This is a genomic window from Pseudomonas plecoglossicida NBRC 103162 = DSM 15088 (genome assembly GCF_000730665.1).
GTDB lineage: Bacteria > Pseudomonadota > Gammaproteobacteria > Pseudomonadales > Pseudomonadaceae > Aquipseudomonas > Aquipseudomonas plecoglossicida.
Window position 1 is genome coordinate 77162 of the sequence record NZ_BBIV01000025.1, and the last position, 8327, is coordinate 85488.

An 8327-nucleotide genomic window follows, 5' to 3' on the forward strand; every position below is an offset into this window, starting at 1 on the left:
CCTTCAGACGAATGTGAGGGGGCACAAGGCCTTGGCCTGCAGCAGCCGGCCAAGCAGGTCGCTGAAGTCAAGGTCGGATTGGCATTGCTGGGCGAGTTGCGAGGCGTCTTGTAGCGAATGACCTGCCGCGCAGGCGTCGAGAAAGGCGCAGGCACCGATCTCCAGGGGCTGATGGCTGACACCTTCGCCGTCGCCACTCAACAGGGCGCCTTCGGCTACCCAGGGTTGTTCCGGCGGCCACGGCAACCCCTCGCGGCTGACGCGCCACAGGCTGTACGCCGGGTGCGCGTCGAACCACTGCCAGCGCACGCTGCGCCGAGGTTTCAGGTGCCCGCGGGCAAGGTCGGTGGCGGTCATGCCGGCCAAATCGGTCAGGGTCAGGCACGGGTCTTCTTCGGCACTGAACACGTCGCACCAGTGCCAGTCCAGGCGCGCGACATCGGCCAGGTAAAGCAAGCCGTGACTGTCCTGCAGTGCTTGCAGGAGCGCTGGGAAGGCCGCGCCATAGTGGATCAGCCGGGGGTCTTCAGGCGGCGTTTGTTGCGCGTATGTGCTGGCTGCCTGGTGCATCCAGTGGGGGCCGACCAGTGTCTCGATGCTTGGGAAGTTGGCCCGTAGCGCCTCGACACAGCCGGACAGTACGGTATTGCGGTAGACCGCGAAGGCCGCCTGCTCGCTGAGGCAGGTCAGTGCCGGGGCAGGGCGCTGGTACAGCGCGTCAAGAAAAGCATCCTGGAACTGGCCAAGGGACAGGTTCATGGCAAGGCTCCTGCGCTGGCAAGGGTCGCTTGGGCGATGGTGCGTTCGCGCAGCAGTTCAGCGAACGCGGGGACGTTGCCGTCACGCTCGATCAGCGTCGGACGTGGGCCTGTACGGGTGATCAAGTGGCGATACAACGCCCAGACCGGCTCGGCAATGGCCGCGTCGTGGGAGTCGATCAGCAGGCCAGCCTGTTGGTCCTGGCTGTACCCGGCAAGGTGTACTTCGCTGATCGCTTGGGACGGGAAGCGGTCGAGATAGCGCGCCGCATCGAAGCCCAGGTTATGGGCGCTGACATGCACGTTGTTGACGTCCAGCAGCAGCGTGCAATCGGTGCGGCGGACCAGCTCGGTGAGAAATTCGATTTCGTCCCAGTCGTGACCTTCGAGGTGCAGGTAGTGGCTGGGATTTTCCAGGGCAATGTTGCGTCCCAGCGCATCCTGGGTGCGCAGGATGTTTTCGCTGATGCGGTTCAACGCTTCATTACTGCGCGGAAACGGCAGCAGGTCGGGATGATACTGGCCACGCCAGGTGGACCAGGCCAGGTGTTCGGACACCAGCACCGGCCTGACCCGCTCGATCAGCGCGCGCAGGCGGCGCAGGTGACTGGCATCCGGTTCGGCGTCGGCTGCCAGCGACAGCGCTACGCCGTGCAGCGACAGCGCATGGCGTTCGGCCATGCGCTCCAGCCAGGCCAGGCGCGGTCCGCCGACCATGTAGTTTTCCGGGTGTACCTCGTACCACAGGCCCTCGGCGTCACACGCCAGGGCCTGGGCATAGTGCTCGGCCTTGAGCCCGAGCCCAGCGCCGAGGGGCGCATTCCGGTTCATGGTCGGCAGCCTCCACTCAGGACTTGACCGGGGTGAGCGAGCCCATGCCGTTAGGGGTCTTGATCGAGGTGCAGGTGCCGGCCGGGACGTTCTTCCAGTGCATGCCGTCGTAGTCTTTTTTCGCACTGCCGGCGCAGGTGGTGCCGGCACCGGCCTTGCAGTCGTTCTTGCCGGCCATGGCGACGCCGTAGCATTTTTCCATGGCGGCGCCAGTACTCGGGGCATCACCTGCCATGGCGACATTGGCCAGCGAGGCGAGGGCGAGGGCGGCGGTGGTGAGGGCGAGGGTTTTCATGGTGTTCTCTCCAAAGGGTTGGGCCGTGGCGAATTACCGGCGGCTCATCGAGTAATTCGCGTCGATCAGCGCTGCGGTTACAGCACGGGGAAATTAATTTTCGCGACCTGACCGATCACTCAGGGGAACGCTGAAGAAGACGTCCAGATTTGGCAGAATGCGTGTCTTGTTAAGTGGCTATTTCAGGCCATCCTTAGTGCGCTCACGGGAGCGTTTGTGGTTCGATTGAAAGAAACTCTTTCCCGGTGTAACCATGGCGCTCTATGCAACGAACTAATCCACAGGAACTGCTCACAGCCCGCGAGGGGCAACTGCAAGCGTTGTTGCTGCAGGGCCTGGAGGGGGATGCACGGGCTTACCGCGAGTTTCTCGCGGCGTTGGCGTCGCACCTGCGTGGGTTTCTGCGGCGGCGCCTGGCGCATCGCCCTGCCGAGGCCGAAGACCTGCTGCAAGAGGTGCTGCTGGCCGTCCATAACGCCCGCCACACCTATCAGCCGCAACAGCCACTGACGGCTTGGGTGCAGGCGATTGCCCGCTACAAGCTGGTCGACTACCTGCGCCGGTATGGTCAGCGCGAGGCGAGGCACGTGTCCCTGGAAGACGACAGCGACCTGTTCGCTGCCAATGAAGAAGCACCCGCCGAGGCCCGCCGCGACCTTGGCAAATTGCTGGAACAGTTGCCCGAGCGTCAGCGTGCGCCAATCGTCCACGTCAAGCTCGAAGGCTTGTCGGTGGACGAAACAGCGCGTATCACTGGGTTATCCAGCTCGGCGGTCAAGGTGGGCATCCATCGTGGGCTCAAGGCCTTGGCCAGGCTGATTCGAGGTAGTGACGACGATGAAAACCGATGAACTGATTACCCTGCTGGCCAGCGGGGAAGGGCCAGTGGGCCATCATGCGCTGGCACGACGCTTCGGCCAGGCGCTGCTGGTCGGCATGCTCGGCGCGGTGTTGTTGACGGCGACGGTCTATGGGGTGCGCAGCGACCTCGCCGAAGTAGCGCGTACGCCATTGTTCTGGGCAAAGCTGGCCTTGCCTGGCAGCCTGGCGTTGCTCGGGCTGTGGCTGACGCAGCGCCTGGCCAGGCCAGGCGTCAGGGGCGGAATTGTCTGGGGGCTGCTTGGCGTGCCGCTGCTGATGGTCTGGCTGGGAGCGGCGATCAGCCTGTCCGGGGCTCCGGTCGAAGCACGTGCCGAGCTGATCTTCGGGAGAACCTGGCGCACCTGTGCGTTGAACATCGCACTGCTCTCGGCGCCGGTTTTCATCGCCGTGTTCTGGGCGTTGCGCGGCCTCGCCCCAACGCGCCTGTGTCAGGCCGGTGCAGCCGGTGGCCTGCTGGCTGGCGCGACGGCGACGCTTGCCTACTGCCTGCATTGCCCCGAAATGCAGGTGCCGTTCTGGGGCGTGTGGTATGTGCTGGGCATGTCGCTGCCGACCGCGCTCGGCGCGGCATTGGGGCCGCGTCTGCTACGGTGGTAGGGGACGACCGGCAAGTTTTCCGCTAGAATGGCCGCCGGGTGCTAGCTGCATGATGCAGTGAAGCAGGTTAAACAGCTACGCAGGTCGGGCCGCCTTGCGGGAGTACTTGCGCCCATGCAAAAACATGTAATGCCCCGTGCCCAGCGAATCGCCCAGCGCGCATTCGCCAATCTGGAGCGCTTCCTGCACATCGAGGCCGTCAGCGGCATCGTCCTGTTGATCGCCGCCGTGGTCGCGCTGGTCTGGGCGAACTCGCCCGCAGCGTCCAGCTACGAGGCCCTTTGGCATGCGCCGGTGACCTTCGGTGTCGGCTCGCTGGTGTTCTCCCAATCCCTGCACTTCTGGGTCAACGACGGCCTGATGACCATCTTCTTCCTGGTCGTCGGCATGGAAATTCGCCGCGAGATCCATGAAGGTGCGTTGTCCAGTCTGCGCCAGGCCACGCTGCCCATGGCGGCGGCAGTTGGCGGGGTGGCCGTGCCCGCGCTGATCTACCTGGCGTTCAGCCATGCACCTGCCGAACAGCAAGGCTGGGCGGTACCCACCGCCACCGACATCGCCTTCGCGGTCGGCGTGCTGGCCCTGCTCGGCAAGTCGATCCCTTCCAACGTGCGGGTGTTCCTGCTGGCGTTGGCGATCATCGACGACATCATTGCCGTGCTGATCATTGCCATCTTCTACACCGGCGGCCTCGACTACGCCGGCTTCGCGGTGGCTGCGCTGGGCCTGATGCTGGTGATCGGCCTGCAGAAGATCGGTGTCGGTTCGGCCTATGCCTATGTGGTGCCCGGTGCCATCGTCTGGCTGGGCGTGCTGATGACTGGCGCCCATCCGACCTTGGCGGGTGTGATTCTGGGCCTGATGACCCCGGTCAGGTCCATGCCCCTGGGCCAGCGCCCGGTGGACGCCATTTCCCGCGTGACCGACGACCTGCTCGGCCGTGCCAAGGCACCGGAAGGTGACAGCAGCAGGCTGATCAGCCCGCTGAAGCAGCTGCGCCTGGCCCAGCGCGAACTGGTGCCGCCGGTGACCCGCGTGCAGGGCAGTCTGCACCCCTGGGTGGCCTACGGCATCATGCCGGTATTCGCCCTGGCCAACGCCGGCGTGAGCCTGTCGGGGATCGACCTGTCTGCCGCCGGGCCTTACTGGGTGATGATCGCCGTGGCAGCGGCGCTGGTGGTGGGCAAGCCCTTGGGCATCGTCCTGGTCAGCTGGCTGATGGTGCGCCTGGGTTGGTGTGCGCTGCCGGCGGGGGTGACCTGGCGCAGCATTACCCTGATCGGGCTGTTGGCGGGTATCGGTTTCACCATGTCGATCTTCATCGCCAACCTGGCCTTCGCCGACCCGGGCGCCCTGGGTGCGGCCAAGCTGGGTGTGCTGTCGGGTTCGGTGATTGCTGCCGTGCTGGGGCTGGCGTGGGGCATGTGGAGCCTGCGCAAGGCTGCCAAGGTCGTTCACGCTGAAGCGAGCTGACGGCTAGCTGTGACGGGGGCTGCGCAGCAGCCCCAATCACTCAGTGCGCCTGTTCCAGGCGCCGCTTGCGCGGGGCAGGCACGTCCCCGTGATGATCGCCCTCCGCCAACACCGGCACCTCATTACCATCACAGTCGAACAGCTTGCCGTCGCGGAAGAAATCACCGTCGTTCAGCCCGGCGATGTCGCGGTAGCGCAGGGTGCGTTCGCTGGCGGCGACGAACACCGACTGCTGGTCGGAGTTGCCGGCGCGCAAGTGGTTGAACAGCAGGTTGAGCAGGATGGCCATGATCGCGGCCGAGCTGATCCCGGAGTGGAAGATGGTTTCGAACCAGGCCGGGAAGTGGTGGTAGAACCCGGGCGCGGCAATCGGGATCATGCCGAAGCCGATCGAGGTGGCGACGATGATCAGGTTCATGTTGTTGCGGTAGTCCACCTGGGCCAGGGTGCGGATGCCACTGGCCGCGACGGTGCCGAACAGCACCACGCCGGCGCCCCCGAGTACTGCGGTAGGCACGGCGGCGATCAACCGACCCATCACCGGCAGCAGTCCCAGCGTCACCAGGATCAGCCCCGTGGTGGCCACGACATAGCGGCTCTTCACGCCGGTCACCGCCACCAGGCCGACGTTCTGCGCGAAGGCGCTCTGGGTGAACGAGCCGAACAGCGGTGCGAAGGCGCTGGAGATCATGTCGGCGCGCAGGCCGTTGCCCAGGCGCTTCGAGTCGACCTTGGTGTCGATGATCTCGCCGACGGCCAGGATGTCGGCGGACGTCTCGACCATGGTCACCACGATCACGATCAGCATTGACAGGATCGCCGCCACCTGAAACTCCGGCGCACCCAGCGGCAGCACCTGCGGCAGTGCAACGATCGAGCCTTGCAGTACCTGGGAGAAGTCGGCCATGCCGAAGGCCACGGCCACCAGTGTGCCGATGACCATGGCCAGCAGGATCGACAAGCGCGAGATGCTGGCGCTGCCGAGCTTGCTGAGCAGCAGCACGGTGGCCAGGGTGAACGCCGCCAGGGCGATGTTCGAGATGCTGCCGAAGTCGGCGGCCTGGCTGTTGCCGCCCATGGCCCAGCGCGCCGTCACCGGCATCAGCGTCAGGCCGATGGTGGTGATGACGATGCCCGTTACCAGCGGCGGGAAGAATTTCGTGATACGCGAGAACAGCGGTGTTATCACCAGGCCGATCAACGACGCGGCGATCACGGCTCCGAATACCACAGCAAGACCGCCCTGGCCGTCGTTGCCGATGATCGCGATCATGGTCGCCACACCCGCGAAGGAGACGCCCTGTACCAACGGCAACTGGCAACCGAAGAACGGAATGCCCAAGGTCTGCAGCAAGGTGGCCAGGCCACCGGCGAACAGCGACGCGGCGATCAGCAGGCCGACGTCGGCAGGGGCCAGGCCCGCGGCCTGACCGATGATCAGCGGAACGGCAACAATGCCACCATACATCGTCAGCACATGTTGAAGCCCGTAGGCCACGTTGGCGCCGACGCCGAGGTTCTCGTCTTCCGGACGAGGTGTAGCGGGAGAAGTCATGGTGAGTAGCTCGCTTTTGTTATTTTGATGCGTCTAACAGCACGGTCTCAGTCGCGGTGGGTGAAGCGGTGTAGCAGAGAGGGGCAGGCCGTTGCCTCAAGGCGACGGGCAACGGCCTGGGTGGATCACTCGCCGATCACCAGTTGGCGTGCCAGCTGGTTGTGGCGCTCGAGCACGCGTGGCAGGTCGACGGTGGTGATGCGACCGTCCTTGACCACCACGCGGCCGTTGATCACGCTGGTGTCGACATGGGTCGGGGTGCAGAACACCAGAGCCGCCAGCGGGTCGTGCAGGGCACCGGCATAGGCCACGTGGTTCAGGTTGAAGGCGACCAGGTCGGCGACCATGCCCGGGGCGAGGGCGCCGATGTCATTGCGGTTGAGCACCTTGGCACCGCCCAGGGTGGCGATTTCCAGGGCTTCGCGCGCGGTCATCGCGTCGGGGCCGAAGCCGACCCGCTGCAGCAGCAGCGCCTGGCGCACTTCGCCGATCATGCTGGCACCGTCGTTGGAGGCCGAACCGTCCACGCCCAGGCCCACCGGCACGCCGTGGTCGCGCATCTTGCGGATCGGCGCGATGCCCGAGGCCAGGCGCATGTTCGAGCACGGGCAGTGGGCCACGCCGGTGCCGGTGCGTGCAAACAGCTCGATACCGTGCTGGTCGAGTTGCACGCAGTGGGCGTGCCACACATCGTGACCGACCCAGCCCAGGTCCTCGGCGTACTCGGCCGGGGTCATGCCGAATTTCTCGCGGCTGTAGGCGATGTCGTTGACGTTTTCGGCCAGGTGGGTGTGCAGCGACACGCCATACCCGCGCGCCAGTACCGCCGCTTCGCGCATCAGGTCGCGGCTGACCGAGAATGGCGAGCAGGGTGCTACCACCACGCGCAGCATCGAGCCGTGGCTGGCGTCGTGGTAGTCCTCGATCAGGCGCTGGGACTCCTTGAGAATATCACTTTCCTTCTCCACCACCGAATCCGGCGGCAGGCCGCCCTGGCTGCGGCCCACACTCATGCTGCCGCGCGCGGCATGGAAGCGCATGCCGATTTCCTCGGCGGCGTGGATGCTGTCGTCGAGCTTGCAGCCGTTGGGGTAGATGTACAGGTGATCGCTGGAGGTGGTGCAGCCGGACAGGATCAGCTCGGCCATGGCGGTCTGGGTCGAGACCGAGATCATTTCCGGAGTCAGCCGGGCCCAGATCGGGTACAGGTTGGTCAGCCAGTTGAACAGCTCGCCGTCCTGCGCCGCCGGCACCACGCGGGTGAGGCTCTGGTACATGTGGTGGTGGGTGTTGACCAGGCCGGGGATGACCACCTTGCCGGTCATGTCGAGAATTTCGTCGGCGTGCTGGGGCAGTTCGTCGCTGGGACCGACCTGTTTGATCACGTTGTCTTCGATGTACAGGCCGCCGCGTTTGATCTCGCGGCGTGCGCCGTCCATCGTCACCAGCAGTTCGGCGTTCTTGATCAGCAATGTCTTGGGCATAGGTGTTCCTTTCCCCTCAGGGATTGGTTGCAATTCGTCTGTGCGGACACCCGGTTTTCGATTAGAGCCAGACCCTAGAAACCAGGCGTTGTGTTGGGGGCGGTCAGATCAGCGGCGCACGCGTCGACGCCGCCGGGGAGCATCGGCTTGGCGTAGGGCGCAGGGTGAACCGGGGTGACGCAATAGCGGCGAATGCGTCGATTCGCGCAGCGGGCTCGGAGGAGGCGAGCAGGTAGGGGTAATGCATGGCTTTAGCCTGTCGCAATACGCAGCGGCGATTACCGATGTCGTAGGCGTGGCTTAATGTAATCAGAATTGTGTTTTTTTGTATACGAAAAATTCAGGGGTTGCTGGGGTTGGAATGGCCTGTCTTGGTTTTTGCGGTGGGGCGTAAATCGAGCGCCGCCCGCGCGGCGCATCGCGAGCTGCGCTCGCTCCTACGTTTGTTTCGG

General features: G+C 65.0%; 8 protein-coding genes. 3 read left to right on the forward strand and 5 right to left on the reverse strand.

Features of this window, described 5'->3' with window-relative positions:
• Positions 1-3: 3 nt before the first annotated feature.
• The 3 genes from PPL01S_RS15895 to PPL01S_RS15905 are packed head-to-tail and all read right to left on the reverse strand — an operon-like array spanning position 4 to position 1884.
• A complete protein-coding gene (locus PPL01S_RS15895) occupies positions 4-759 on the reverse strand; it encodes an HvfC/BufC N-terminal domain-containing protein (protein ID WP_016395114.1) in 756 nt (251 codons plus the stop codon).
• On the reverse strand, positions 756-1589 hold the full coding sequence (gene bufB, locus PPL01S_RS15900; RefSeq protein WP_016395113.1) for an MNIO family bufferin maturase: 834 nt from the start codon (positions 1587-1589) through the stop codon (positions 756-758). Before bufB ends, PPL01S_RS15895 begins: the two co-directional genes overlap by 4 nt.
• A gap of 16 nt (positions 1590-1605) precedes the next feature.
• Positions 1606-1884 carry a BufA1 family periplasmic bufferin-type metallophore gene (locus PPL01S_RS15905; RefSeq protein ID WP_028624915.1) on the reverse strand — a complete coding sequence of 93 codons (279 nt, stop codon included), beginning with the start codon at positions 1882-1884 and terminating at the stop codon, positions 1606-1608.
• A 263-nt stretch (positions 1885-2147) separates the two neighbouring features.
• On the opposite strand from PPL01S_RS15905, the gene PPL01S_RS15910 reads away from it, so the two are divergent.
• The 3 genes from PPL01S_RS15910 to nhaA all read left to right on the forward strand — a co-directional run bounded on the left by PPL01S_RS15910 (position 2148) and on the right by nhaA (position 4836).
• Positions 2148-2735: a sigma-70 family RNA polymerase sigma factor gene (locus PPL01S_RS15910; RefSeq protein ID WP_028624914.1), complete on the forward strand. Its 588-nt coding sequence runs from the start codon at positions 2148-2150 to the stop codon at positions 2733-2735.
• Entirely contained in the window at positions 2722-3363 is a 642-nt protein-coding gene (locus tag PPL01S_RS15915) for a DUF1109 domain-containing protein (protein WP_016395110.1), read from the forward strand. Before PPL01S_RS15910 ends, PPL01S_RS15915 begins: the two co-directional genes overlap by 14 nt.
• 114 nt (positions 3364-3477) lie before the next feature.
• The gene (nhaA, locus tag PPL01S_RS15920) at positions 3478-4836 is read left to right on the forward strand and encodes a Na+/H+ antiporter NhaA (protein WP_028624913.1); all 1359 of its coding nucleotides are present in this window, start codon (positions 3478-3480) and stop codon (positions 4834-4836) included.
• Between the two features lie 40 nt (positions 4837-4876).
• Here nhaA and PPL01S_RS15925 read toward each other — a convergent pair whose 3' ends face one another.
• Positions 4877-6391 (reverse strand): nucleobase:cation symporter-2 family protein, encoded by a 1515-nt coding sequence (locus tag PPL01S_RS15925; protein ID WP_028624912.1) that lies wholly within the window; start codon positions 6389-6391, stop codon positions 4877-4879.
• Between the two features lie 125 nt (positions 6392-6516).
• On the reverse strand, positions 6517-7875 hold the full coding sequence (locus tag PPL01S_RS15930) for an 8-oxoguanine deaminase (RefSeq protein ID WP_016395107.1): 1359 nt from the start codon (positions 7873-7875) through the stop codon (positions 6517-6519).
• Between the last annotated feature and the right edge of the window lie 452 nt (positions 7876-8327).